Origin of the sequence: Bradyrhizobium sp. BRP23, assembly GCF_020194135.1 — a bacterium.
GTDB classification, from domain to species: Bacteria; Pseudomonadota; Alphaproteobacteria; order Rhizobiales; family Xanthobacteraceae; genus Bradyrhizobium; species Bradyrhizobium yuanmingense.
On record NZ_JADYVW010000002.1, the window covers coordinates 498375 to 523814 of the forward strand.

The window sequence follows — 25440 nt, forward strand, 5'->3', positions numbered from 1 at the left end:
GTCGCAATATTGGGAGGGCAACCATGGCCTTTCGTTCCCGCCGCGAGAAACTGCGATCGATCCTGTCGGGCGGGACGTGCGTCCATCCCGGCTCGGTCTATGACGCGATCTCGATCCGCATTGCCGAGGATCTCGGCTTTCCGCTTGGCATGTTCGGCGGATCGGTGGCTTCGCTCGCCGTGCTCGGCGATCCCGATGTCACGCTGATCACGCTCACCGAGCTTGCCGAGCAGATGCGGCGGATGTCGCGGGCCTCGGCGCTGCCTGTGCTCGTCGACGCCGATCACGGCTATGGCAATGCGCTGAACGTGCGCCGCACGGTGCAGGAGCTGGAGACGTCGGGCGCGGCCGGCCTCACCATCGAGGACACGCTGTTGCCGGCCGCATTCGGTGCGACGAAGGCGCAGCTGATCTCGCTGGAGGAGGGCGTCGGCAAGATGGAGGCGGCGCTTGGCGGCCGCAGCGATCCCTCGCTGGTCATCATGGGCCGCACAGGCGCAGCCGCGATCACCTCGATCGAGGATGCGGTGCGCCGCGCCCAGGCTTATGAGGCCGCCGGCGTCGATGCGCTGTTTTTCACCGGCATCAAGTCGCGCGCCGAGCTCGAGGCCATCGTCTCCGCCACGCGGCTGCCGATCGTGCTCGGCGGCGCGTCTGAGGAATTGGGCGGGCTCGATTATCTTGCGAGTCAACGCGTGCGCATCGCGCTGCAGGGCCATGCACCGATCGCCGCCGCGACGCAAGCCGTCTACGAGACGCAGAAGGCGTTGCGCGAGGGTATGGCGCCAAAAAGCCTCAAGGGCCTGGCATCGTCGGAGCTGATGGCCCGCATTACGCGCGAGGCCGCGGTCAAGGCGCGCAGCGCTGATTTCCTCGGATCGAAGACATGAGCCGGGCGATTCTCCAGGTCATGGTCCGCGGCCGCGTGCAGGGCGTCGGTTATCGAGCCTGGGTGGAGTCTCAGGCCACCGCGTATGGCCTCGAAGGCTGGGTCCGCAACCGCCGTGACGGCAGCGTGGAAGCGCTGTTCGCCGGCGCGCCGACGCACGTTGCCGACATGGTCGCGCTGTGCCGCCACGGGCCGCCATCCTCGCGCGTCGACAGTGTCACCAGCGAGACGGCAAGCGTGGATGAGCTGAATTTGCGCAGGGCAGGGGAAGCATTTTCGGTGCTGCCGACGGTGTGATAGTTCACAAGAGATCGTCATGCCCGGGCTTGTCCCGGGCATCCACGTTCTTGGTGCCCCTGTCCAGGCGTGGATGGCCGGGACAAGCCCGGCCATGACGGCGAGTTGGCCTTGGTAAGCGGTGAACATTCACCTCGGCAATTTCGCGATCGCCTCGCTCAGCTCGTGGATCTCATAGGGCTTGCGCAGGATCGGGAAATCGCCGCGCACGCCGGCGGCGACCTCGCTGTAGCCGGTGGCGAGCAGGATCGGCAGGCTGGGACGGATCTGACGGAGGTGATGGGCGAGGCTGAGGCCGTCCATCTTGCCGGGCATGACAATGTCCGAGAACACGAAGTCGACGCCATCGCTCTCGAGCTCGCGCAATGCCGCTTCGGCATCGGCGACACGGCGCACCCGGTAGCCGAGCTGCTCCAGAAGACCGATGCTGACCAGCGCGACGTCGGGATTGTCCTCGACCAGCAGCACCGTGCCGCTGCCGCGGAACGCCGCTTCCGGTACCTCCCGCGACGGCACATCTGTGCCACGCGGCAGGACGATGGTGAATGTCGTGCCCTTGCCGAGCTCGCTCGCGACCTTCACCGTGCCGCCGGCCTGGTGGGCGAAGCCGTGGACCTGCGAAAGGCCGAGGCCGGTGCCCTTTCCGATCGGCTTGGTCGTGAAGAACGGCTCGAAGATCTTGTCGAGAACGTCGGAAGGAATTCCGAGCCCGCTATCGCGGACGTCGATTGCGACGAAATCGCCGATGAGGGGGGCCTCGTTCAGCATGACGTTGCGCGCACCTATCGTCACCGTGCCGCCGTCCGGCATCGCGTCGCGCGCATTGATGACGAGGTTGAGCAGCGCGGTCTCGAGCTCGGAGACGTCGGCCTTGATCGGCCAGGTGCCGGAGTCGATCTCGAAAGCGAGACGCACGGAGCTGCCGACGCCCGCGTCGAGCACCTCGCGAATGGCTGCGATGCGTTCGCTAAAATCAATCGCCTGCGGGTTGACGCTTTGCCGCCTCGCGAAGGTGAGGAGCTGGTTGGTCAGCGCTGCGCCGCGCTTGGTCGCGGTGTCGATCGCCGAGATGGCTCGCTCGAGCTTGGGATCGTCGGCAGCGCCCTTCTTCAGGATGTGAAGGCTGCCGCTGATGATCATCAGAAGATTGTTGAAGTCGTGGGCGACCCCGCCGGTGAGCTGCCCGAGCGCATCGAATTTCTGCGACTCGGCCAACTGCTTCTGCATCGCCTCGAGCTTGAGCTGGGCATTGCGGCGCTCTGTGATGTCGCGTGTGATCTTGGCGAAGCCGATCAGCCTGCCGTCCTCGTAGATCGGGTCGATCACGACGCTCGCCCAGAAGAACGTGCCGTCCTTGCGGACGCGCCAGCCTTCCTCCTCGTATCGGCCCTTTTCCCGCGCGATTCCGAGCGCCCGCGCCGGCTTGCCGTTGGCGCGGTCGGTTTCGGTGTAGAAACGGGAAAAATGCTGGCCGAGGATCTCCTCGGGGGAATAACCCTTGATGCGTTCGCCGCCGATGTTCCAGCTCGTGATGATCCCGTTAGGGTCGAGCATGTACAAGGCGTAGTCGGCAACCCCCTCAACTAACAGCCGGAAACTGCGCTCGCTCTCGAACAGGTCTCTCTGCTGACTGAACTTTTCGACCATTCCCGGACCCCGCCTCGACGGGAACAAACGCAGCAATTGCGGGATGGTTCCCCGCGCTGTGGGACATTTTTAGGCAGGACTGACGGGCCGCATGCAAGGCGTCTTGACAAGAAAGCGAGTTCGTCAGACAGTTCTGTTATGACAGAAATAACCGGAAAAAAGAAACTTCCCGCTGCCGTCGAGCGCTTCATCCTGCACTGGGGCGACATGGGCGACGAGTGGGGAGTGAACCGCTCGGTTAGCCAAATTCATGGGCTGCTTTATCTCGCCGAGGCGCCGATGACGGCCGAGGACATCGCCGACACGCTCGGCATGGCACGGTCCAACGTCTCCAACTCGCTGAAGGAGCTGCTCGCCTGGAACCTGATCCGGCGGGTCCCGATCCTGGGCGATCGCCGCGACCATTACGAGGCCGAGACCGACATCTGGGAGATCGCCGCGAGGATCGCGGCGCGGCGCAAGGAGCGGGAGATCGACCCGGCGATCGCGGCCCTTCGCGCCTGCGTGTCCGATGCCACGGACGATCCCGGCATCAGTCCCGTCGCAGCCAAGCGCCTGAAGGAGATGCTGGCGTTCACCGAGCTCGCCGACCACTGGTTCATGCAGATGCTGAAAGTGCCGCGGCCGCGTCTGGTCGCCTTGATGCGGCTTGGCGAGAAGATCGCCAACCTGCTGCCGATCGGCAAGGTCAAATAGCATCGAGGAGGTTGCGATGACGTCGGCAAGACTATCGGGCTCCAACGCATCGACCTCCGCTCACGTAAGACTGCTCGACGACCGGCGTTTCCGCGCGCTGCTGTCGGACGAGGATTGGGGCCGCCTGCCGCTCGCGACATGGCGGCGCTTCTCGAAACGCGTCGCCGACGGCGACAGTATCGTCTATGTCGGCGTGGTCGACGAGATCGCCTTCAGCGATTTCGGCTGGTGGTTTGCGCAGGCCGCACGCCTGATCGGCGGACCATTGCCGACCGGCCGCGACATCGGCGTGCCCATGATCGTCACGGTCACCGAGGACGGCGCGACCGGCGGCCAGACCTGGACGCGCATCTGCGCGCGCAAGCGCGGTTTTCCGCAGGTGATCCATTCCGCCAAGCGTTTTGCCGGTCCGACCGGGCTCGAGGAATATGTCGGCTTCGGCGTGTCGATGGCGCTGCGCATCGCGGTCGAGGATCAGGTGCTGACCTTTCGCAGCGCCGGCTACGGCCTCCAGCTTGGACGGCTGTGGCTTCCGCTGCCGGGCTGGCTGACGCCGGGCGAGCTCACCGTGACGCACCGAGATCTCGGCGAGGGCGCTTTCCGCTTCACCCTCGATGTCACTCACCCGCGTCGCGGCGCGCTGATCCATCAATCCGTCCTGTTCAGGGAGGCCGTATCATGACGCCGCTGTTGTGGACGCTCATCGCCATCCAGATCGTGATGGGCGTGTTCGACACCTTATATCACCACGAATTCACCGAGCGCCTGGCCTGGCGGCCGTCGCAGCGCTTCGAGCTGAAGCTGCACGGCATCCGCAACATGCTCTATGCGCTGCTGTTCCTGGTGCTCGGCTGGCTCGAGGTTCACGGCGTGCTGGCGCTGTTGATCGTCGTGGTGCTGGTTGCCGAGATCGTCATCACCTTGATGGATTTCATCGAGGAGGACCTCAGCCGCAAGCTGCCGCCGAGCGAGCGCATCAATCACACGCTGCTTGCGATCAATTACGGCGCCATTCTGGTGCTGTTGATACCCGTGCTAATCGCCTGGGCGATGCAGCCCGTCAGCGTGATCGTCGTCTATCAGGGCCTGCTCAGCATCGCCGCGACCGCCTGCGCATTTGGCGCGGCACTGTGCGGCCTCAGGGATTTCGCGGCGGTGCGGCGGCTCGCCCGCATGCGAAGCGTGCCGGGGGCCGGACTTGTCGAACAGCTACCCGGCCGCAAGACCGTGCTGATCACAGGTGCCACCGGCTTTATCGGCAGCCGGCTTGCGGCAAGCCTCAGCGGGGCAGGACATCACGTCATTGCGCTGATCCGCAATCCCGCGAAAGCCCAGATGCTGCCGCCTCCCGTGACGCTGATCACCAGCCTCGACCAGCTCGCCGCGGACACGCCAATCGACGCCGTCGTCAATCTCGCGGGTGAGCCGATCGGCAACGGCCTGTGGACCGACGCGAAGCGTGCGAAGATCATCGGCTCGCGCATCGACACGACCGGCGAGATCGTCAAGCTGATCGCGCGGCTCGCGCGCAAGCCCGAGGTGCTGATCAGCGGCTCGGCGATCGGCTGGTACGGCCTTTGGGCCGACCAGGTGCTGACGGAATCGGCAAAGTCGCATGCCTGCTTCAGCCACGAGCTGTGCGCGGCCTGGGAGACAACGGCGCGGCCGGCGGAGGAGCTCGGCGTGCGCGTGGTGTATTTGCGCATCGGCCTCGTGCTCGGCACGGAAGGCGGCTTCGTCACGCGCATGTTGACGCCATTCGAGTTCGGCCTCGGCGGCCCGCTCGGCACCGGGCGGCAGTGGATGTCCTGGATCGAGCGCGACGATCTGATCCGGCTGATCGCCTATCTGATCGCGACGCCGGATCTGTCGGGTCCCGTCAACGCCACGGCGCCGATCCCCGTCACCAACGCGAAATTCACCGAAGAGCTCGGCCGCCGCCTGCACCGGCCCGTCGTGTTCCGCATTCCCGGCGGCCTGCTGCGCCGGATCGGCGGCGGCTTTGCCGACGAGCTTCTGCTCGGCGGCCAGCGCGTGCTGCCGAACAAGGCGCTGAGCCGCGGCTTCGTGTTCCGCCACGAGACGTTGCGCAGTGCGTTCGAGGCGATCTTGTGAGCGTTCAGGTCGGCGCCACACTCCGAAATGTCGCCGCCACCGCACGCAGCGCCGCGAGTTTCGCAGGATCGCTGACCTTCGAATGCAGCATCACCTTCGAGCTGCCGAGCTTCGGCAGCTTGTGCGCAGGACCGATGTCCATCAGCCCGGGCGGCGCGATACGCCGCGCCAGCGGCGCGATCGCAAGCCCCGCTAGCGCGGCCGCGACCACCGCGGTGACGCCGCCGCCGACGAAGCGCTCGCGCCAGGAGATGCCGGCCTTGTCGAGCGCGCGCACGGCGACGGCGCGGACGCCACAGGGCTGGGCGAGCGCTGCGAGCGGCAACGGCTCCCCTTTCGGCAGGGTGAAGCGGCGTGCGGCGAACCAGCCGAACTCGTCCTCGGCCAATTTTTCGCCGCCGCGGCGGCTGCCTTCCTGGCGCACGATCACCGCATCGAGCTCGCCCGCATCGTAGGCATCCTGCATCTCGCGCGAGAAGCCGATGGTGACGGCGAGGGTGAGGTTGGACGACATGGCGTGCAGGCGCTCAAGTAGCGGCACCAATTCGGGGCCAGCGGCGTGATCGGAGATGCCGAGCGAGAGCGACTGCGCGGCCGGCGCGTCGCCCGACAGCGCGAGATCGTGTGCCGTCATCAACGCGCGGGCGCGATCGAGGAACGCGGCGCCATCGGCGGTAAGGCGGACTGCGCGCGGCGAGCGCTCGACGAGGCGCTTGTCCAGCAATGTCTCCAGCCGCTGCAGCTTGAGACTGACGGCGGCCTGCGTCGTGCCGAGCGCTTCGGCGGCGCGGGTGAAGCTCTGAAGGTCGGCGACCAGAAGGAAGGCCTGGACGGTGGCGATGTCGAGTGTGGGGTTCATTATAAATCATTATCACTGATATCAGGATAGATAAGATACCAAAATGACAGCGACAGGTCTAGTTTCTCCTCCAACGCCGCGCAACTTGCGCAGCTTATCGAGGAGAACGACAATGCCCCTGATCACCGTATCTTACACCACGTCCCGCCAGTCCCCCTCGCTGAAGGCCGATATCGCGAGCGCGGTATCCGAGCTCACAGCAAGTATCCTGCACAAGGATCCCAAGGTGACCGCGATCATCGTGAAGTCGGTCGAGGCAGGCGACTGGTTCGCTGGCGGCAAGTCGCTCGCCGAGCAGAAGCTCGCGAGCTACTGGATCGACATCCACGTCACCGAGGGCACCAACACCAAGGACGAGAAGGCAACCTATCTCGCCGCCATGTTCAAGCGCATGGCCGAGATCCTGGGCCCGCTGCATCCCGAGACCTACCTGCATGTCGACGAGGTCAAGGGCGACGCCTACGGCTTCGGCGGCCTGACCCAGGAGCGACGCTACATCGCAGGCAAGCTCGAGGTTTCGCTGCAGGCGGCGTGATGCGAGAGGCCGCGGGTGAGCCGTCTCACCCGCGGCCTGCAGCCATCAGCTCGCCGCGCGGAATTGCACTTCGGCTTTGTTGATGAAGCATGTTTTGTCGAACAGCGTCAGGTCCAGCGGGTTGGGCAGGCGGACATCGCTGAGATCGGGGCAGGGCTTCGCTGCGGGATCATAGGATCGATCGATCTGCGAGATGAAGACGACGATCAGCCCCGTGTCGCGCGCGAACGACCTCAGCGCCCGCACCTGCACCGTCAGGTCGGGGTTTTCCCGCCTCTGATCGAGCAGTTGCAGATAGTCGATCACGACGAAGGTGCCGCGCGGCGCCGCTTCCATCTGCTTGACGATGTAATCGGCGCTGATTGCGTCCGAGCAATCCACCTCGAACAGCTTGTCGAACTGTGTGGGCTCCACGCCGATCGCACGGAGGCGGTCCAACACATCTCGCTCGGTGTACTCCAGTGAGAAGAATGCGGCGCGATGGCCGGACTTCATGGCTTCGACGGCAAGTTCGAGGCTCATCAACGTCTTGCCCTGGCCCGGACGGGCCCCGACCAGCACCAAATCGCCCGGCCGGAACTGCGCGAACAGTTTGCTCGCCGGCGTCAGTGCGGCTGCTTTCGCCGCGAGCATGCTCCAGGCGGAAAAGCCCTCCGTCGCAGCGATGCGGTCAAGCGCGTCGTGGAGCGGAATGCCGGCCTCGCGGGACAGGCGCCTGGCCTTGCGCTTCAGATGGTAGATGGGCGCAGACAGTTTCATCGTCAAAACCTCCCATTGCGAGCATGGATCGCAACCCCTCCTTATGCCTAGCGCTCGAACAGTCGGCCGATGATCAATTCGCCCGGCATGAGGTCTGCTTTCCCGGCGGAGGGAGGAGGCGTGGGCGGCACCGAAATGAAGCGTAGCTGATTCCGCGACGGGCGGAGAGCGGCGCGGTCGGCTCAACAAAAAAAGTATTAGACTGCCGCTTCCGGCAGCAGCGCGCGGGTCGGTCCGAACAGCTCTTCGAACGCCTGCCTGAGCGCGATGTCGACGTCGGCCATGGTCACGAGCTGGCCGAGATCGACCAGCGAGGTGACGCCGTAACGGGGGTCGACGACGCCGCAGGGCACGATGCCGGCGAAATGCGACAGCTCCGGCTCGACATTAATGGCGATGCCGTGAAACGAGACCCAGCGCTTCAGGCGGACGCCGATCGCCGCGATCTTGTCTTCGTGTCCAGGTCCCTTGTCGGGCCGCCTGACCCAGACGCCGACCCGGTCCTCGCGCCGCTCGCCGCGGACGTTGAAGGCGGCGAGCGTCTTCAGGATCAGCTCTTCCAGGCTCGCGACATAGGCCCGCACGTCCGGCCGGCGGCGCTTGAGGTCGAGCATGACGTAGGCCACGCGCTGGCCGGGTCCGTGATAGGTGAGCTGCCCGCCGCGCCCTGTCGCGAAGGTCGGGAATCGGGAATCGAGCAGGTCGCTTTCCTTGCCCGAGGTGCCGGAGGTGTAGAGCGGGGGATGTTCCAGCAGCCAGACCAGTTCAGGGGCCTCGCCCGCGGCGATCGCCGCGACACGCGCCTCCATGGCGGCCACGGCCTCCGGATAGGGCACCGGGGCATCCGAAATCCGCCATTCGACGACTTCGCCGCCTGCGGCGGAAAACGACGTCAAATCGAGGTCTTGGCGGTGGCTTTCAGGGGAATTAACCATTGGCTAACCATAACGTGGTGATCATCTCTGGAGCAAATGAAGAGTCCCAAGTCCCAAGTCTCAAGTTGCGGCGGTCCTGACAGTGCCCACTCTCGACAAAGTCACCGTGGATCTCATGGTCGTCCTCGGGACGACCACGATGCCGATCCATCAAGTATTACGTCTTTCCCGCGGCGCCATCATCGAGCTGGACGCAACTGAGGCCGACGAAGTCAAGGTGCTCGCCAATAATCTGCCGGTCGCCTCCGGCGTTGTGCTGGTCGACCGCAACAGAATCGCGGTCGAGGTCAAGCAGATGCTGCCGCGCTCGCCGGGGACGCGGTAGGCCCCCGGTCACACGGGACCGGGCAAGCGGTAGCGGCCTGGGTATCCTATAAGGCCGATCTCCTGGGGAAGGGCGGCGTTTTTCCTGCCAAGCTTGTGGAATTCAGGGCTTTTGCAGGCTTGTATCCCCCTGATGGATTTGTTAGATCGGCGCCGCTGATCCGGCCGCCCGAACGACCTCAGGCCGGCATCTCCTAGCGCTCGTGGCGGAACTGGTAGACGCGCTGCCTTGAGGTGGCAGTGGGTAACACCGTGGGGGTTCGAGTCCCTCCGAGCGCACCACAATTTGCAAATCGCTGGCGGGTTGCCCACCGTGGCGGTGAATACGAGTGTGCAAGAGCCGTCGAAAGTGAACGCAAGCTCACTGTGTGGCTTGCTCGTTGCCCTCAAGATTTCACCCCCCATCCTAAGTAATGATGAGTTTCAGCGGAGAGCCGGCCGCAATGATCCCACGCCTGTCGGGCACGTTGCGGACGATTGGGGGCGGGGTAATCCGGGAAAATGCCTGGCATGCTCAGTTGCCGACGCTGCTGTTGAGCTCGCCAAACAAAGCGGCGGATCGCGTCCACGTTCTTCGTCATCGAGTAGAGGTTGCACACGTTCAGGTCTCGGGAGGTGCCTGGCGAGGACGGTTGTCAGTTGCGGGTTTGGCATGCGCCAGCTCGCGGGTCGGTCAGACATACCCAGCTAGAACATAATGGGAACGAAAGAGGCGATACGGTCGCTCGTTATCGTTCTCCTCGCCCGTTGGGCATCGATGAAGCGGTCCTACACTAACGGGGATCCAGAAGAGCGCTTGCAATTCCATGCTGGCCTTCAACTCCAGGGAGCATAGTCGTCACAATTGCCCCTGAACTGCGGATGCCTTGCGTGCGATGTCTCATGCTCGGCGGCCTCGGGCGCGCGATGCCGACGATGATCGTCGTCTTTGTCCCGAGCGCCGTGCTTCCGCCCTTCTTACTCTCTCGCGGAGCCGCCTCAATTGGGCCAGCAGGCTGACGAGCTCGATTCTTGTGTCACGCAGAACAGCCAGGCTGGAAATCCCACTACTCACTACAACACCCCCAAACAGGCCTTTGCCGAATTCGTGACGGAAGCTCGGATTTGTGGCGACGTGCCAACAACGTGTAAGCGATGGCCACCGGGGGCGTCGGTTCGTTTTACGACAATGCGCGAAAATATTCTAAATGGTTGCAATGCATTGCAACAGCAACGCGCTATCGGAAGGGGAATATCAACACACTCTCCGAAGCGCGCGCGTCATTTGCATCAGCACGTTGGCGCTGTACGAGCTACCTCTACTGTTCTGACGATCGGCTCCTCGACCCAGGCCTCGCGGGCAAACCAGTTGTGATTGGCCCGACAGTCCGGACAAAGAGTATTGCCGAAAAACACGATGCTTCGCAGGAAAGTCTCACGATCGGATTTGATGCCGGTCGGAATCGCGCGGCCGGATTGCGGACACTTGACCATGATCATGCCCATACGAGCCTCCCTGAAACACGTATTTGTCGAGAAAAAGGGCCGGCCGGCTGGAGTGCGCTCTCGTCGGTGCGGGTGACTTGGGGGGCATCGCACCTGGGGTCGTTGTTCGAGCAAAAGGGCAGCTTGCTCGTGACGACGCTTCTCCAACCGACCGGATTCCTGCTTGGCGAATTCTTGGGATAGCTGCGGGCTTTCGCCGCAACTCTGAATAATGTCCGACCTCAACCGAACGCTTCTGGGAGGCGCCTAATAACCGTCATGTCGAAATACCCGCGACTTCGTGTCGAACGTTCCCCCTGCGACAAAACCATCAATTTCCTCTCGACGGACAGATCAGCCAACCGCATCACTGGTGTCACTCCCCTCGGTGCAGTCCATTAACTATTCTCTTTTTTATTATTTGTGCAAATTAAAACTCGCCTTGTCGGTCTGATTTACGACTCTCGGCTGATTTATTTTTTTGCGCGGCGCGATGCATTACCGAAAAACGTCAGTCGCTTTTCTCGTAGGCTTCTGCAGGCCACCATTCTCAAGTCGGTTCGGCACGTGGTTGCGCTTTGTCACGGTATTGAATGCTCGCCCGAGGTTCAAATATGAAACAAATTTTGATTATAAGCAAAATCTGCAAATCTCGTTGGTTAATTGCTGCCGATCACGTAAGGTACACTCGTCCAGGTTTCTTCGGCTGGAGGAGACAATGTGGGAATTAATTCTTAACGAGTACAACCTCACCTCGGAGACGCTGCAGCTGGCTCAGATGCGCGCAGAATTGGTCAGCATTGGCGAGAAGGAACGCATTCTAAGAGAACGGAGTGCCGATCGCGAAGCTTATCGGTACCTATTGGATGCTCATCGGTCGATCGCCAGGCCGAGCCTCATGGGAGAGCAGGGGTTGAACATCTCTCCTCAAGACGGGGGCAAGGACGGTCAGCTCGCGGCATGACCAGCCGGATTGACATGTCCAAACGAGCCGGACCGGTGGCGTGTGTTCGGGTGAACGAAATCGCAGGCGCCGCAGACCGGGCTAGATTGAGTCTCGCAGGTGGCGGCGGGTCCGCTTGTCCGGTGCCGCGACAACATCGCATCCCGGCGGCTGTCGCCGCCTCGCCGGTACAGGCGAGGCAGAATGGTTCACATTGGTGGAAGCCGTGCTGGAAAGATCGTCGGCAGAGATAGTATTGAGACCGGCTCCGGATGCAGTATTCGCGCTGTTGGATGGTCGACCAATGATCTTCAGCGAAGCGGGGCAGAAGATTTTTGAACTCGACCGAGTAGGGGCATTCATCTGGTGCAAGTTAGGGGAAGGCTCCTCGCTTGGAGACATTTATCGGGGGCTTGCGGCGCAAGGCATTGACGAGCACACGGCACGCCAGTTCACGCGACAGGTCGTAGATGTCTGGGTCGATCGAGCGTTGCTCGAAGTCGATTGGCGAATGCCGACCGATTGCGCCTTCTCAGCTCATCTGGGTCGCCACAGAATAGACATCCGGGCTGCAAATCCGGACCTCTTGAGGCGGCTGCTGTCGCCATTCAGTGTGTCGGACCAGAGTGCCGGCGGCGACGGCGACATCGCGATCGAGGCAATGATGCTGGATGAACAAGTGTTCTTGCGCGCAGAAGATTCCAGCATTTCCAGATGCGAAGTCGATGCACTAGCCCCTACGATCAAAGCTCACGTCACCGAGCGGCTTATTCGAAACATTCGCTGGGTGTTCTCCCTTCATGCCGCTTCTCTCGTGAACGACGGCATGGGCCTGTTGTTATGCGGCCATCCGGGAGCAGGAAAGTCTACCCTCACATTGCAGCTGGTGGACGCCGGATTTCGGTACGCTGGCGATGACGTCGCGCTGGTTGGCGGTGACGGAACGATCTGCGGAGTACCGTTTGCGCTCACCCTCAAGGAAGGATCGTGGGACTTGCTCTCGCGACTACATGGCGACCGCTACGATGCGACGCATTGCCGCTCCGACGGCGTTCGGGTGCGGTACGTACCCATTCCTGATGCGCAGAACGAAAGCTTCTCCGCAGGCTGGATCATCTTCTTGAACCGGGTCGCGAGCGGTCCGACCGAACTAACCGAAATAGATCGTCTGGCTTCGATGAAGCGGCTCATCGAGCACGCATTCGCCAGCGATGGTAGACTGTCGCAGACTGGCTTTCTTGCTTTAAGGCGCATTGTCGCGGGTGCGCAATCGCTTCAACTCACCTACTGCGAGGCCGGAGAGGCTCGGCGCCTGCTTGTGGATCTGTGCAATGGCAAGGCATAGCAGCGCGGTCAGGAGCCTCTGCAATTGCTTGCGAGGCATGCCGCCTGTCGACATGGAGTGGACCTCAGTCATCGGGCTCGCAAATCAGACCCTGACGACGCCGGCGCTCATCGACTTTGTCGACAAATTCGCGTCGGTGCTGCCGGAGGACGTCTGCGCCTATATTCGCCATATCCACCGCCGAAACGGGCTGCGCAATAACCGCCTCGTCGCTCAACTCGAAGAGGCCGTCGTTGCGCTGAACGGTCATGGCATTACGCCGGTCCTACTCAAGGGGGCTTCGACACTGGCGACCGCGCCCGAGGCGCGAAGAGGTGTTCGGATAATGTCCGATCTGGATATCATGGTCATGCCGGACGAGGCCAGAACGGCAGTGGCCGCGCTATCTGGAATTGGTTACGATATCCATAACCAGACCCCTCCCGAAAGCCATAGATGGTATGCCGATCTGAATCGCCCCCAGGATGTCGGGTCGATCGACCTGCAGCAGGCAGCTCCAGGTCCTGCGTACCTCTACCAGAACTTCGGGCATGCGCTGAACCATTGTATTCCTGCGCCGCTCGGACGGGCGCGCGTATATATCCCCACGCCAACCTTCCAAGCGCTGATGTTGATCATCCATGATCAGTTTCAAGACTATGGTTATTGGCTCGGCGACCTCGACCTGCGGCACCTTGTTGAATTGCGCGACCTAAGCCATTCAGCCGAGCCTGTCGATTGGGAGAAGCTTACCTCTCGTGTCTCGGGCGACTTGATGAAGAACGCGGTTGAAACCCAGCTGATCGCCGTTGCCGAGCTGCTTGGCGTCGATATTCCACACGCGTTGCGCTCCCGACTGATTCCTCGCCTGCAGTTCATGCGTCAGTTGATGCAAGCACGCTTTCCGGCTACGCGCGTGCCTCTCCTGGCGATGAGCCTTCTGGACTTCAGAAACTACCGCAGAGAGGCAACTATCGTCTCGACAAAAATAGGGGCGAACCGACGGGGATTGTGGACTGTGCCAAGAGCTAGCACCTTACGACTTCTTTTGAACGCGACGACCGCAGCTCGTGCGGGCAAGGTCTAAGGCCAGCGAACGTCATCGCTTTCGCGATTGAGGCGTCGGTTGGCCAAGCGGGTTTTCGATCCGCCGCCTGTTCGAGGTGGAATTCGCCGCTCGGGACGCACGGTGGAAATTCCCAGCTCAATGCGGTGTGTCCGACTTTCGCGCATCTAGGAATGCTCTCGACCACCAGCATTCCGTTCGGACGATTCACCGTTCTCGGGGATCTTGAACTCCTCGAGCGTGTGGCCCGATTGCAGGGCGGCAACGAGCCAGCGGGGCTGCTTACCACGTCCGGACCAAGTCTCTGTTGGCTGAAGCGGATTGAAGTATTTCGGCACGACCTTCGGGTATTTGCGACGAGGCGGCTGGCCTGTTCCCGCCTCAGTCGCCCCGCTTTCAGCTCCGCCGAGTTGATCCGGCTGGTTGAGCTGCGCTAGACGCTTTTCTAGCTCTCGCTTTTCGGCGGTGATCTTTTCGGCGAGAATCTTTGTCAGCTCCTCGTGAAGGAGCCAAAGTTCCTCAAAATCCATGGCTTCGAGATCTTGCCTTCGCATTAGCATTTCTCGACACCGTTCGACTGACCCGTCGTCATCCAGCCATTCTTCGTCCGAGTGACAAATGAATGTTTGACCAAATCAGTGCTCAAATTGACCATGCAATAAATCTATTATATATTATTTAATAATTAATGCGACGATTATTTTATTAATTGATCTTGGTGGCAAAGAATCTTGCGAAGATGCGTAGAGGAGGCATGGTTTGATCGAGTATCCTCTTGAACGTCTTCAGGATTCAGTCGGCCGGTTTGCGGCTCCGTCGACCGTGTTGTCCGATATCCGGGCCCTGAGCTTCCAAATCGAGCTCAGACGGCGCGCGCTGAAGGATATTGGGATTATTAGCTGCCGTTTGCGTCTCTGGGGAGGCCGCAAGGCGGTAGGCCAACCGAGGCTTAACAAAAGCAGTCCGGCGCGTCAGTATCTAATGCTGCGGCGTGGCAGGTCCCTGACGGGATCGGCTCATATGCCATCTCTGATGGGGCTTGAGCAGTTCCCGCGCGGTGATTAAGCAAATAGATGTGCGCATCTCCTGTACGCGGTTAAATTGTGCGGATCGCTCATTTTCCTGGCTTGATTATTAACGTGGACCCAGTTATCTGGAGCGCGAGTTCCAGTTCGGTTCCAAACATTCTTCTGGGATAATCGGGCTCTCTGTCTTGATTAATATATCGACAGAGGCAATATTGGGTTGGGCGCAACTACACGGTGAGATCATGGCGGCTAAGAAACTTGAGTTAGAAGCGATGTCCCTTGACGATCTCTGGTCGCTTCATGAGGAAATCAGCGGGATCCTGTCTGACCGGATCAAGGCGGAAAAGAACGAGCTGGAAAAGCGCTTGGCGGCACTTGGGGGCGGGATGGCTGTTTTGGCGGATTCGAGCCCGGCAGGCGCGTCTTCGACCGGCAAGCCGAGACGCAAATATCCTCGGGTGCTGCCGAAATATCGGAATCCGCAGACGGCCGAGACCTGGTCGGGACGTGGTAAGCGGCCGCGCTGGTTGGTTGCCGCAATGAAGTCTGGCCGGAGAATTGAAGAGTTTCGCATTGGCGAAGCAAGTCCGAAGCTTCGCCAGCGCGCGTGACTAATCGGTAATTGGCAGGAGTGTAAGGGCCAATAAGAGGCGCTACTCGCATGATCTGTGCTCTAGTAGGCATTGCGCCCTCGCAAGACCTCTACCGGAGTTCGCAGGAGGATTGCGAGATCCAACCCAAGACTCCAGTTGTCGATGTACCAGAGATCATATTGGACACGTGTTTCGACCATGACTGCTGTGGGAGTGGCGCCCCGGCAGCCATGGACTTGAGCCCAGCCAGTCAATCCCGGCCTGACCCGGTGCCGAAGCGCGTAGTTTCGCACAAGCTTGTCAAATTCACTGTCGTGAGCCACGGCGTGAGGACGCGGGCCCACGAGCGACATGCTGCCATCGAGAACGTTTAGCAGTTGCGGCAATTCATCGAAGCTCATTCGGCGCAGCCATTTGCCGACGCGGGTAACGCGTCGATCGGCGCGGTTGGCCTGAAGAATTACGGGCCCGTCCTCGAGCACACGCATGGTCCGGAATTTACGGATCAAGAAGATTCGGCCGTTAAAGCCACAGCGTTGCTGCCGAAAGAATACAGGACCCGGGGAATCTAACTTGATCGCCACCGCGGTGAGCGCAAGCAGCGGGGCGAGCATCACCAATGCGAGGCCCGCACCGATAACGTCAATCGTCCGCTTGATCGCGCACTCCAGCGGTGTGAGGGGGCCACGCTGGAGCTCTACACAAACGGCGCTTCCAAGACTCCGCTTGGGGTGTCGAAGCAATTCGGATGTCGTGCCAACGGGCACGAATATAATCGGGAAGGGCAAAACGCGCAGATCGGCAACAAAGGCTCGCAGTTCGGGCCATCGCTCCGGTTCAGCTTCCACCACCACCTGATCAAGATGGCAAGTGCGGATGTAGTCGATGACGCGCGTCGTGAGCCGCCTTCGGCAGGCAGGACCGAAGCCTAACGGAGGCAAGCTGAACCGTTTCTTGACGAGATACCCGTGCATCGACAAGGTCTCGGACAATCCCACGTTCTTCGCCAATGGTTGATCGCTGATCAGAACAATGTTTGTAGTGGCGAACCTCCTGCCGCTCAGGGCCCTTCCGAGAAGCACCTTGACTCCCCACCGTTCGCCCAAAAGTAAGCTCAGGCTCAAGACCGCGAAGAGCAGGCCTGGGTGCTGAGAGGTCTCCGGGCGAATTGCGAAGCCGTACACCGCCAAGATGAAAAGTACTGAAGACATCCAAGCTAAACAGACCGCGCGCATCTGGTTTCGGAGGACGAGGAGCTCAACCGGCTGATAAAGGCCGTAGGTCTTCAGCAGGCAAACGAGACAAGCTGCGCTAACCAGCGCCAAGCCAAGGGCGTTGGCCAAGTTGGCCGCGGCTTGCCCATACTGAGCTTGGTAAAGCAATGTAGAGACGAGACTGGCGAACAGAATAGTCGCAACATCAGCACCGAGCACCACGTGCTCGATCGCGTCATAACGGAGGGGCCATTTGGGCTCGCGGAATACCGTCGGTTCGGGACTGAGGCGATCCGTAACCTCCCGATCGGGGAAATGTCGGTTCACGAAATTCATGTGCCGGGGGCTCTGCGATTTAATATTTAATTATTTATTAATTAATCGCGCTTATCAAGCAAAAACCCGGGTTCCGCAAATTTAATGGCGTGCGCCCCTTTGTCGCCGATCTGCGATCGTGGCGTGGGCTGAGGCGCGGCTCTTGAGGTTATCGAGAACCCCTTTGCGAACTCTGCGCGTGCACCTGGTCGAGGAACGTCGGATCGAGTTCCGAAATCAGGCCTTCGAAATAGATCTTACCATCAGCCGAGGCTGACCGGTACGCGGTCACAAGGGTTGGCTTGAGGGCAGGGCGATGCCTAACGACGAGGCTGACGTCCCGTTTGATCAATTCCCGCAGGTCGGGCTCCCGCACCATGACATCTGCGGCGAGTGCGACCGATACGCGCAACGGAAGCAGGTCCAAATCATTCGGCGCAGTATAGTATGACATTCTGAGCATCGCTGCCGTGTTGGGCTGGGGCGAACTGTGCTTCGACGTCGCCGCGAGCAAGAGCCAAATGTCGCCGCGGAGTGGCGAAGAGCGCAATGCACGGGCAAACTCGTCCGAAGTCATGGGAGGAGCTGTCCTTTGTTCGTCGGCAGCCAGAGCTGAATCCCGGTTGAATGTTGATTCCCCTCGGATCAACAAATCTTTGCGCGCTGCCGCAAGGGAAATCGTCTTCGACATCGCGCTCGGCCCTGCTGCTGCAGTCGACAGAACTACCGGCAAAGACGATCTTGCACCGAGATACCGCTCAGGAAGGGCCATCCACGCTGCCTCCACGATCAGCACAATACCAAGTACCATCAGGCTAACGCGGGGCCAAATGGCGACTACCGTTGGGGTCAACGTTCGGCGAGGCGCAGGTGCTTGAACTGCAATTTGGTCAGACGTCGCTTTCGGCCCAGAAGATATGGCGTCACGTCCTGCGTCGGAGAGGCTTTGACCGAACGCCAGCCCAAAAAGCGCAGCGACCAGAAGCGATGCTCCTAAACCCAGAATACCATGATCGGAAAACGCGAGTATCGTCACTGCAATCAATGCACCGGCGCCCAGCGCTGGGAAGACGTAATCGTAAGCACGCGACAGAGCACGTCTGATCAGCACAGAAGCGCAGAGCAAGGCAGCAACCACGACCGCGCAGAGAAAAGCCCACCCCATGTCTATAACGATCGTGGCGGCGGCGGTTGGTCTTTCCAGGGAGTCGCCAACTCCGGCGTCCTGATAAATCGGCAAAAGTACCGTCGAAGCACCCGCACCGGATCCTGCCGGCGCGACGTCCTGCAGCATCCGTTCTGTCGCGGCCTGACTGCTCATTGACAAGACGGTCGTCAGATCGGTGTTCGTTCTGAAGGGAATGACCGTAGCCGTGGCAATGAAGACAATCGTGGCAGTCGCAAGGACGCCAGCGGTACCCCACAATCCCGGGAACCACCTGCGAACCGCGAACACCGAGAGCAAGATTTCTGAGCCGAGGAGGGCCGAGACGAGTGCAGTTGAGTTGCCCCGAATGAGCAGCGCCGCCATACAGACAATCAATGCGATGGTCGCGACGGACAACGCAGGGAGAGGGCCTAGCGCAATTGTTCCTGGCCGACTGCGTCGGAGTATTTGATCGACCGCACGAATTGCCGTTGCGCAGGAGAGCAACACACCGAGCACCGCGACGGTTGAGCCATCGGGCCCAGCCACACCGGTTATTTCCCTGCCGAACCACAAGGCGGTAACGATTGTGGCTATCGACAGCAGAATATGTAGCAGTCGCGCTGCGCGATGTCGGTCAAGCGCGATGACTGCTGCAGTGAGACCTGCAGCAAGCACGGCGCAATACTGCACGAGCGAGAACATGGTCGCCGTAGTGTCGACTGTGATTTTTTCGGCGAGGGGCTCGTTTAAGGTCGCCGATGCAGTAGCCCAAATGGGATTGCCGAGTTTGCCAATCGGCATCGGCACCGCCTGCAAAGCCATCCAGAGCGCCGGAGCCGCGAGTACAACGACGAGACTAGGACGGAGCAGTTTAGCAAGCCCGAGGGAGGAGGGAGGTAGAAAGATCGCGACCGTTAGCGCCGCTGTTGCGAGTACGACCGATATCAATACCCAGGCCTGCAGGCTTTCTGGCATTGCAAACGCCGCGGCAATCGCCACCAACTCGGCCAATATGACAAGCCGGACCATCATGTGAACACCCGTGGTATTGTGCGGTCACTCCGCTGATCCCTCAGGCCAGCTAAAGGGGCAGGCCGCTATGAGCGAGCCTCAAGAGCCAGAAAGACCGTAACGGATGTAATGGCTATCATGGTAATAGTAGCTCCGATGACCGTCATATCGAGCCATCGCCTTGGTATCGGTCTTGCTGAGAACTGCCCCAATCAGAGATTCGTGAACGTTTGGTGCCGTGTGCAGTGCGTGTTGCACGACATCAATCTTGGTCCGGCCCCATTCAACAACGAGAATGTAGCAGTCAATCAGGGATGAAGTGGCTCGAACATCCACCAACGGCGTCAAGGGCGGAAGGTCGACGATGATGTAGTCATACTCGGCTCGTAAACGGTCGAAGAGTTTGCTTATCGAGTCCGCGCAAAGAATTTCGCTGGTGTGGAGCAAAGGTCCGCGACGCACGGCGGGCAGAAATGCAAGATTGGTCGTCGGGTCCCTCCAGACAGCTTCGGCGAGCGACCGGCTACCGTTTGCTACTTCGATGATCCCGCAGGCCGCCTTGGGCGCGAAGATGCCGGTTAGTGACGGATTCCTGAGGTCGCAATCGACGATGATAGCTCTTTTGCCGGTGTGCCCGATCAACTGTGCGAGCGAGGCTGCAATCGTGGTCTTCCCCTCATTCGGTAACGCAGAGGTAATGCCGACGACCTGGGAAGAGATTTTCGCCGGGTTGTGGTCGATCGCTAGCTTGATGGAACGAATGGCCTCCGTATATCGAGATAGTGGCATCCCGACCACGGTCTGATGAATTGCGGTTGGAGACGAGGCTATCCGTCGCTGAACATCATCATCGGTCTTCTGAAGGCGGATTGGTGGTTTGGGAGATTTGCGGGCCGGCAACAACGGGACCAAAGATAGACAAGGCAACTCCAGTACGGTTTCCACCTGTGAAGAGGTCCGAAAGACGCGGTCCATGAGGTCTCTGAGGAGCGCCAAGCCGATGCCCAGCGCGAGACCGCCGAGAATACCAAACGCCAGGATCAACCTTGCTTTCGGCTTGCTCTTGCTCGCCGGCGGCGAAGCCGGAAAAAGTACCCGCGTATCCGAGGTGGGAAACGTCTCCTGCTGTGTAGAGCCCATGTAGCGCTGAAGGAAGGTCTCGTACAAGCTATGCAGGCCCTTTGCCTTGCTTTCCAAGTCCTTGATGGTCAGCTCAGCAGAATTGACCGAACGGGATTGCGAAACGGCTTTGGATAATTGCTTTTCGATCTCTTCCTGGCGCTGTTTGGCCAGTTCGAATTCGCTTCGGCTGACCTCGGCAAGTCTCTTGACCTCGTCAAAAATGGAGACGCGGAACTCTCGCGCGCGGTTCCGGATATTGACGACTGCCAAGTGGTCACGACCGACCCTCGCGGCCAACTCGGCCTCCCGTCTGGTGAGCTCCAGATATTGCTGGCGTAGCCCGGTAATAATCTGGCTGTTAAGCGCATCCGTTCCAATAGCATCCAGATTGTCTATCGAGGACGGCTTTTTCGGGTCGACGGCAAGGAGAGTTTCATAACGAGCCAACTTGGCGGTGGCTTCAGATGTCTGAGCACGTGCGGCGGCCAATCGATTGTTGATCTCCGTGATCTGCTGCTCGTCGATGGGCTTTCCACCCAGAGAAACAATGTTGTTCTGAGCCTTGTAGACGTCGACGGCACGTTGCGCGGCGAGGGCTTGGTCCCCCAGATCACGTAGCCTCTCCTGCAGCCAACTGGTTGCCTTGCGATTGGCGTCGAATTTTGCATTGAGCTGGTCTGCAACATAAGTGTCGGCTATCGCATTCGCGATCTCCGCGGCCCGAGCTGCGTTGCTCGAGCTGTAGCTGATCTCAATGACCCGGCTGTACCCGACACGTCCAGCGGAAAGCCGACTGAGAAATGCGTCTACGAGAGTGTCCGATGGTTCGCCATTCGTCTCGGGTGGCGCATCCTTCTTCGATCTAGTCGAGGGCCATGGCCAAATTCGTTGCCAGAGCGCCTGCAAAGAGAGGCCGGATGCACTAAAGTCCGGATCCTCGGCCAGTTTCAACTTGTTAATTACTGCAACCGCATTGGCCTTTGATCTCAGGAGCTGAAGCTGTGTCTCGATCTGACTGAGATCGAAGGCCGGCTCGGCGAGGAGTGATTGCTGCTGGACAAATTGAGGCCTGGGATTGGCCAAAAGGATCTGAACCTGCGCCGTATAGGTTGGGGAAGCCACACGGAGATAGAGCAAGCTGGCCGCAGTGGCGAGTACGGCGGTAACAAGGATTACGAGATACTGACGCCGTAGAAGCCCGATGCCGAAATTGATGACGTCGGTGATCCCTCCACCGTCCGCCTGGGCGGGTTGCGCCGGTCCGTTCACCGGCAGCCGCATTCTATCCGCATGTTGAAGATTGTTCTGAAGCATCACGTACCTGTCCGACGATTGGTCACATTGCGCCCGCCCGCCCGCAGGCGGCATTTAAAGCGATCTGCGAGATGGTATGAAATTATATACCTTATAAAAACTTGCTTGCCAAATTAAATAGACAATATATTAATCGAAGTGGAGATGAAAAATGCAGGTGTGGCGGCTTTGCTCAAAGGGGCGTTTGCTAATGCCCTGAGATTTCCGTGACTTGCAGGCTGATCTAACGGCTTTCGCCGAAATCGTGCGACGGTTTCGTGGTTGATTGTGAGCGTGAAGATTAATCTCGACGGGGATTATGGTCCGCCTCAACGAATTGAGAGCGGACAGAAGGGTACCCAATGTTGGAGCTGCGATCCTTGGCGATCCCTGATGTCAAAGTCATTCGCACAGATCGGTTTTCCGACGCCCGCGGTTACTTCTCTGAGACCTTCCAGCGATCAGCGTTTGCAGAGAAGGGAATTCTCCATGACTTTGTTCAAGACAATCAGTCCAGCTCGGATCAGATCGGCACGGTGCGCGGCCTGCACTTCCAGCGGCCGCCGTTCGCCCAGGCGAAGTTGATACGGGTGTTGAGCGGGGCGATTCTCGATATTGCAGTTGACCTCCGGCGTTCATCGCCCAGCTTCGGCAAGCACATCGCGATACAGCTGGATAGTGAAACCGGCGAGCAGGTGTTCATCCCGAAGGGGTTTGCGCACGGCTTCTGTACGCTGCAGCCCAAGACCGTCGTCTTATACAAAGTCGACCAGGTCTATGCCCCAAGTCATGACGGTGGCGTTTATTGGGCTGATCCAAGGTTAGCGATCGAGTGGCCCGTGACGTCCTCAGAAGCCCACGTGTCGCCAAAGGATCAGACTCTTCCTACGCTCAGCCAGCTCGGTTGCGTTTTCGACTAGTGGAGACGAGTAGAATGCGTATCTTGGTGACCGGCGGAGCGGGCTTTATCGGTTCTGCGGTCTGTCGCCGTTTGGTGCTACAGACCGGTGCCGCAGTGATCAACATAGACAAGTTGACGTATGCAGCCAATCTGGCTTCGCTCGCGAGCATCGAGAAGCTGGAGACTTATGCGTTCCTGCAATCCGACATCTGCCATCGCGCGGCCATGGATCTTGCGTTCGCTGACTATGAGCCTGACGCGATCATACATCTGGCCGCCGAAAGCCACGTCGACCGCTCCATCAACGGACCCGACGCCTTCGTCAATACCAATGTGGTTGGCACCTACACGCTCTTGGAGACGGCCAGAGCTTACTACGAACGTCTACCGGCTTCGAGGCGGAGGCACTTCCGATTCATCCATGTGTCGACAGACGAAGTCTACGGCTCGTTGGGACCAGATGATCTATTTCGCGAGGATACGCCCTACAGGCCGAGCTCGCCCTATTCGGCGAGCAAGGCCGCCGCGGACCACCTCGCACTCGCGTGGTTTCGGACCTACGGCCTGCCGGTGATGGTGTCGAACTGCTCGAACAATTACGGGCCGTATCAGTTTCCGGAAAAGCTCATCCCGCTGACGATTCTCAATGCGATCGACCGGAAGCCTCTGCCGGTCTATGGCGACGGAAGGAATATCCGCGACTGGCTTCACGTCGATGATCATGCCGCGGGCTTGATACGACTTTTGCACGAAGGAAGGCCCGGCGAGAAGTACAACTTCGGCGGAGATGCCCAGCGATCCAACCTGGAGGTCGTCACCCGGATCTGTGACGTTGTGGATCGCTTATCTCCGGGCGCAGGGTGCAGACGTTCTCTCATTACGTTCGTGCCGGATCGTCCCGGGCATGATGCCCGCTATGCAATAGACGCATCGAAAGCACATCGCGAGCTCGGCTGGAAACCGATCAGAACCTTCGAACACGGCCTGTTCGAAACCGTCGGATGGTATCTCAAGAACCGCGCCTGGTGGGAGCGTGCTCGTAGTGGGGTCTATGACGGCTCGCGTCTGGGTCTCCTGGCCGCCCAAAACTGAGGTGGAGATGACAGATCGGCCAATCCTCTTTGCCGGACGGAATGGTCAGCTGGCAATGTGCCTTCGTGATCTTGCCACAACGCGCGGTTTGCCTGCGGTGGCTCTCGGGCGCCCAGAACTCGATCTGGAGAATCGGGAAGGTATCGACAAGCTCATTGCGTCGATCGGGCCGTCTGCGATCATCAACACGGCCGCCTATACGGCGGTAGATCAGGCCGAATCTGAAGCGGCGAGGGCCTTCAGCATCAATCGCGATGGCGCGGCCGCGCTGGCGGATGTCGCGTGGCAAATGAACATTCCGCTCATCCATCTCTCGACCGACTATGTATTCGACGGTGCGAAACCCGAGGCGTACGACGAAAGCGACATTCCGGCGCCGTTGAACGTCTACGGCGCATCCAAGCTTGCCGGGGAGGCTGCTGTATTGGCAGCGCACCCGCTCGCGACCGTGATCAGATGCTCCTGGCTTTACAGTCCCTATGGCAGCAACTTCGTCCGAACGATGCTGCGGCTATGCGAGACGCAGCAGGTCGTAAGGGTTGTCAGCGACCAACATGGTAACCCGACTTACGCGTTCGACCTCGCAGAAGCAGTCCTTCGGATCGCTCAGCAATCACTAACCGACGATCGCAGGGCCACGGCCGGCATCTTTCATCTCGGTGGCCAAGGCGAGGCAAGCTGGTACGATTTTGCGCAGGCAATCTTTCACGAGTGTTCCCGTCGTGGAGCGCGGATTCGGGCGCTCGAGGCGATCACGACTGAGGAGTTTCCGACCGCTGCGCGCCGGCCTCTGAACTCGCGTCTGGACTCATCCAAAGCCGAACGCGTGTTCGGGATCCGCTTGGCGCCTTGGCGCCATTCACTCCAAGCTTGTCTGGACCAGCTGGTCGGAGAAGGAGAAGCCGATGCTGAAGGGAATCGTGCTGGCTGGCGGCAGCGGAACGCGCCTCTATCCGATCACACGAGTGGTCAGCAAGCAGTTGCTTCCGATCTATGACAAGCCCATGATCTACTATCCCCTGTCGACGCTGATGCTGGCAGGGATCCGCGAAATTCTGATCATCACCACGCCGTCGGATCGGTGTCAGTTCGAGGGATTGCTAGGCGACGGCAGCCAATGGGGGATCAAGCTTAGCTATGCCGAACAAACCCGCCCCGCTGGTCTGGCAGACGCGTTCATTGTCGGGGCCGATTTCATCGGAAGCGATCGCGTGGCGATGGTGCTTGGGGATAATATTTTCTTCGGCGATGGCCTGAGCGAGTTGCTTGCCAGGGCGGCAGGTCGCGCGGAAGGCGCAACCGTCTTTGCCTATCACGTGCGAGACCCAGAACGGTACGGCGTGGTCGCGTTTGATGAAGCGGACCGCCCCGTGTCGATCGAAGAGAAACCCAAACGGCCGGCTTCGAACTGGGCAATCACGGGGCTGTATTTTTTCGACAACCGCGTCGTCCGCTACGCTCGCCGTGTCGAGCCATCGGCGCGCGGCGAGCTCGAGATTACCGATCTTCAGATGCGTTACCTTTCGGCCAATGCGCTCCACGTTGAACGCATGGGGCGGGGATTTGCGTGGTTGGATACCGGCACGGTCGAATCTCTCATCGACGCAGGGACGTTCGTCCAGACCCTGGAGAAGCGGCAGGGAATGAAGATTGCGTGCCTCGAGGAGATCGCGTTCAGACTTGGCTTCATTGATCGCGATCAACTCCTAGCGTTGGCTCAACCATTGGAGAAGAGCGGCTACGGCAAATATCTGAGCGAAATCACGCGACTGCCGCAGTTTGCCTCGCGCTAGCACCACTCGGCCGATATCGAAGCCGGCTTAAATTATATGTATTGAATTGACCATGGTTTAAAATGCGATTAAAAT

At 60.2% G+C, this 25440-nt stretch carries 24 protein-coding genes and 1 tRNA gene; 16 read left to right on the forward strand and 9 right to left on the reverse strand.

Annotation, left to right across the window (positions count from 1 at the left end):
• Nucleotides 1-23: 23 nt before the first annotated feature.
• A complete protein-coding gene (locus I6F24_RS06825; protein ID WP_225151469.1) occupies nt 24-890 on the forward strand; it encodes an isocitrate lyase/PEP mutase family protein in 867 nt (288 codons plus the stop codon).
• Nucleotides 887-1186 carry an acylphosphatase gene (locus tag I6F24_RS06830; protein ID WP_157280453.1) on the forward strand — a complete coding sequence of 100 codons (300 nt, stop codon included), beginning with the start codon at nt 887-889 and terminating at the stop codon, nt 1184-1186. The genes I6F24_RS06825 and I6F24_RS06830 overlap by 4 nt, the downstream gene beginning before the upstream one ends.
• A gap of 129 nt (nt 1187-1315) precedes the next feature.
• Here the strand turns inward: I6F24_RS06830 and I6F24_RS06835 are convergent, their stop codons facing one another.
• Complete coding sequence (locus I6F24_RS06835; protein WP_225151471.1) at nt 1316-2833, reverse strand: PAS domain-containing sensor histidine kinase; 1518 nt, start codon at nt 2831-2833, stop codon at nt 1316-1318.
• Nucleotides 2834-2971: 138 nt separating this feature from the next.
• Here I6F24_RS06835 and I6F24_RS06840 point away from each other — a divergent pair, with 138 nt between their 5' ends.
• The 3 genes from I6F24_RS06840 to I6F24_RS06850 are packed head-to-tail and all read left to right on the forward strand — an operon-like array spanning nt 2972 to nt 5644.
• Nucleotides 2972-3529 carry a MarR family transcriptional regulator gene (locus tag I6F24_RS06840; protein ID WP_036029135.1) on the forward strand — a complete coding sequence of 186 codons (558 nt, stop codon included), beginning with the start codon at nt 2972-2974 and terminating at the stop codon, nt 3527-3529.
• Nucleotides 3530-3545: 16 nt separating this feature from the next.
• A complete protein-coding gene (locus tag I6F24_RS06845) occupies nt 3546-4211 on the forward strand; it encodes a DUF4166 domain-containing protein (protein WP_036013550.1) in 666 nt (221 codons plus the stop codon).
• Nucleotides 4208-5644 carry a TIGR01777 family oxidoreductase gene (locus I6F24_RS06850; RefSeq protein ID WP_225151473.1) on the forward strand — a complete coding sequence of 479 codons (1437 nt, stop codon included), beginning with the start codon at nt 4208-4210 and terminating at the stop codon, nt 5642-5644. The genes I6F24_RS06845 and I6F24_RS06850 overlap by 4 nt, the downstream gene beginning before the upstream one ends.
• A 4-nt stretch (nt 5645-5648) precedes the next feature.
• Here I6F24_RS06850 and I6F24_RS06855 read toward each other — a convergent pair whose 3' ends face one another.
• On the reverse strand, nt 5649-6503 hold the full coding sequence (locus I6F24_RS06855) for a LysR substrate-binding domain-containing protein (RefSeq protein ID WP_225151476.1): 855 nt from the start codon (nt 6501-6503) through the stop codon (nt 5649-5651).
• A 112-nt stretch (nt 6504-6615) separates the two neighbouring features.
• Here I6F24_RS06855 and I6F24_RS06860 point away from each other — a divergent pair, with 112 nt between their 5' ends.
• Complete coding sequence (locus I6F24_RS06860) at nt 6616-7038, forward strand: 4-oxalocrotonate tautomerase family protein (protein ID WP_036029153.1); 423 nt, start codon at nt 6616-6618, stop codon at nt 7036-7038.
• Between the two features lie 45 nt (nt 7039-7083).
• Here I6F24_RS06860 and I6F24_RS06865 read toward each other — a convergent pair whose 3' ends face one another.
• Together I6F24_RS06865 and lipB are read right to left on the reverse strand one after the other, a co-directional pair.
• The gene (locus I6F24_RS06865) at nt 7084-7797 is read right to left on the reverse strand and encodes a DNA helicase (RefSeq protein WP_036029156.1); all 714 of its coding nucleotides are present in this window, start codon (nt 7795-7797) and stop codon (nt 7084-7086) included.
• Between the two features lie 197 nt (nt 7798-7994).
• Nucleotides 7995-8732, reverse strand: coding sequence for a lipoyl(octanoyl) transferase LipB (lipB, locus tag I6F24_RS06870; protein ID WP_036013562.1), 738 nt, complete (start codon nt 8730-8732; stop codon nt 7995-7997).
• Between the two features lie 82 nt (nt 8733-8814).
• Here lipB and I6F24_RS06875 point away from each other — a divergent pair, with 82 nt between their 5' ends.
• Nucleotides 8815-9057: a FliM/FliN family flagellar motor switch protein gene (locus tag I6F24_RS06875; RefSeq protein WP_018647371.1), complete on the forward strand. Its 243-nt coding sequence runs from the start codon at nt 8815-8817 to the stop codon at nt 9055-9057.
• 196 nt (nt 9058-9253) lie between these two features.
• A tRNA-Leu gene (locus I6F24_RS06880) sits at nt 9254-9338 on the forward strand.
• A 987-nt stretch (nt 9339-10325) separates the two neighbouring features.
• On the opposite strand, the gene I6F24_RS06885 is transcribed toward I6F24_RS06880, so the two are convergent.
• Nucleotides 10326-10541, reverse strand: coding sequence for a hypothetical protein (locus tag I6F24_RS06885; RefSeq protein ID WP_074448160.1), 216 nt, complete (start codon nt 10539-10541; stop codon nt 10326-10328).
• Between the two features lie 697 nt (nt 10542-11238).
• On the opposite strand from I6F24_RS06885, the gene I6F24_RS06890 reads away from it, so the two are divergent.
• From I6F24_RS06890 to I6F24_RS06900, 3 genes are all read left to right on the forward strand, one after another.
• Entirely contained in the window at nt 11239-11484 is a 246-nt protein-coding gene (locus tag I6F24_RS06890) for a hypothetical protein (RefSeq protein ID WP_036013565.1), read from the forward strand.
• A gap of 283 nt (nt 11485-11767) precedes the next feature.
• Complete coding sequence (locus I6F24_RS06895) at nt 11768-12808, forward strand: PqqD family peptide modification chaperone (protein WP_225124994.1); 1041 nt, start codon at nt 11768-11770, stop codon at nt 12806-12808.
• 37 nt (nt 12809-12845) lie between these two features.
• On the forward strand, nt 12846-13874 hold the full coding sequence (locus I6F24_RS06900) for a nucleotidyltransferase family protein (RefSeq protein ID WP_225151478.1): 1029 nt from the start codon (nt 12846-12848) through the stop codon (nt 13872-13874).
• A 146-nt stretch (nt 13875-14020) separates the two neighbouring features.
• Here I6F24_RS06900 and I6F24_RS06905 read toward each other — a convergent pair whose 3' ends face one another.
• Entirely contained in the window at nt 14021-14407 is a 387-nt protein-coding gene (locus I6F24_RS06905) for an H-NS histone family protein (RefSeq protein WP_081493007.1), read from the reverse strand.
• Nucleotides 14408-15123: 716 nt separating this feature from the next.
• Between I6F24_RS06905 and I6F24_RS06910 the strand changes: the two genes are divergently transcribed.
• Nucleotides 15124-15492: an H-NS histone family protein gene (locus I6F24_RS06910; RefSeq protein WP_036013596.1), complete on the forward strand. Its 369-nt coding sequence runs from the start codon at nt 15124-15126 to the stop codon at nt 15490-15492.
• A gap of 62 nt (nt 15493-15554) precedes the next feature.
• Here I6F24_RS06910 and I6F24_RS06915 read toward each other — a convergent pair whose 3' ends face one another.
• The 3 genes from I6F24_RS06915 to I6F24_RS06925 form a co-directional block, all read right to left on the reverse strand.
• Complete coding sequence (locus tag I6F24_RS06915; protein WP_036029161.1) at nt 15555-17024, reverse strand: exopolysaccharide biosynthesis polyprenyl glycosylphosphotransferase; 1470 nt, start codon at nt 17022-17024, stop codon at nt 15555-15557.
• A gap of 148 nt (nt 17025-17172) precedes the next feature.
• On the reverse strand, nt 17173-19185 hold the full coding sequence (locus tag I6F24_RS06920) for a hypothetical protein (RefSeq protein ID WP_036029163.1): 2013 nt from the start codon (nt 19183-19185) through the stop codon (nt 17173-17175).
• Nucleotides 19186-19263: 78 nt separating this feature from the next.
• Nucleotides 19264-21600 (reverse strand): AAA family ATPase, encoded by a 2337-nt coding sequence (locus I6F24_RS06925; protein ID WP_225151536.1) that lies wholly within the window; start codon nt 21598-21600, stop codon nt 19264-19266.
• A gap of 341 nt (nt 21601-21941) precedes the next feature.
• Between I6F24_RS06925 and rfbC the strand changes: the two genes are divergently transcribed.
• From rfbC to rfbA, 4 genes are read left to right on the forward strand one after another with little or no spacing between them, the layout of a single operon-like run.
• A complete protein-coding gene (rfbC, locus tag I6F24_RS06930) occupies nt 21942-22499 on the forward strand; it encodes a dTDP-4-dehydrorhamnose 3,5-epimerase (RefSeq protein ID WP_036029165.1) in 558 nt (185 codons plus the stop codon).
• A 14-nt stretch (nt 22500-22513) separates the two neighbouring features.
• On the forward strand, nt 22514-23572 hold the full coding sequence (rfbB, locus tag I6F24_RS06935; RefSeq protein ID WP_036029219.1) for a dTDP-glucose 4,6-dehydratase: 1059 nt from the start codon (nt 22514-22516) through the stop codon (nt 23570-23572).
• A 7-nt stretch (nt 23573-23579) separates the two neighbouring features.
• Nucleotides 23580-24569, forward strand: a complete 990-nt coding sequence (rfbD, locus tag I6F24_RS06940) for a dTDP-4-dehydrorhamnose reductase (protein ID WP_036029222.1) — start codon at nt 23580-23582, stop codon at nt 24567-24569.
• On the forward strand, nt 24478-25365 hold the full coding sequence (gene rfbA / locus I6F24_RS06945) for a glucose-1-phosphate thymidylyltransferase RfbA (protein ID WP_036029168.1): 888 nt from the start codon (nt 24478-24480) through the stop codon (nt 25363-25365). Before rfbD ends, rfbA begins: the two co-directional genes overlap by 92 nt.
• Nucleotides 25366-25440: the final 75 nt, after the last annotated feature.